Genomic DNA, 623 nt, shown 5'->3' with positions numbered 1-623 from the left:
CGGACCGCAGCGACGGCCGGAGAGCGCTCATCTTTGGGGTTGACGGCAAGCACAACGGAACGGGTAATGATCGGATCGATGATCTTAACGGTGCGGACCTGACCTTGAGTCGCCTCTTTCTGAATGGCCGAAGGCGTAAGGATGGAATACGCCTTTCCTTCCATAACCATGTTGATAATCGTCGAAAGGGAGTCGACCTCGAATCTGACGTCCAGAACACAACCGTGCTGGGCAACGACATCCGCAACTGAACGTCTGACATTGTTGTTGCGCATGGGGACCGCCAGCGGAAATGCGTGCAGGTCGGCGAGCGGTATCGAATCTTCGAAGGGCGGCTCACCCGGCGGCACCACCAGGCAAAACTCTTCGCGAGCCAGCACCGTCATTTGCCCCACGCTCTCGGCAGTGCGGTACAGGACTGCCAGATTGAAACGGCCAGCAGCCATCCACTCCTCTAGCGGTCCCGTCATGCCCTCGATCATCTTAAGTGAGATCCTCGGCAATTCGCTTCTTACCGATTCAAGCAGGGGACCGCTAAGGACGCGAGCGGCTCCGGACGGAATGCCGATGGTCACCTCTCCGCAGGGAGCGGCCACCGAGTTGGTCAGTTCAGCTTCGGTGAG

1 protein-coding gene is annotated in these 623 nt (G+C 58.7%); it reads right to left on the bottom strand.

Features of this window, described 5'->3' with window-relative positions:
- On the bottom strand, positions 1 to 623 hold a 623-nt coding region (locus RFM40_RS33645; protein ID WP_320279067.1), incomplete at both ends, for a LysR substrate-binding domain-containing protein.

The organism is Mesorhizobium captivum (genome assembly GCF_033977165.1).
Lineage (GTDB): Bacteria > Pseudomonadota > Alphaproteobacteria > Rhizobiales > Rhizobiaceae > Mesorhizobium > Mesorhizobium captivum.
Note: the sequence above shows the minus strand (reverse complement) of the source record. Positions and strands in the feature narration are given on the sequence as shown.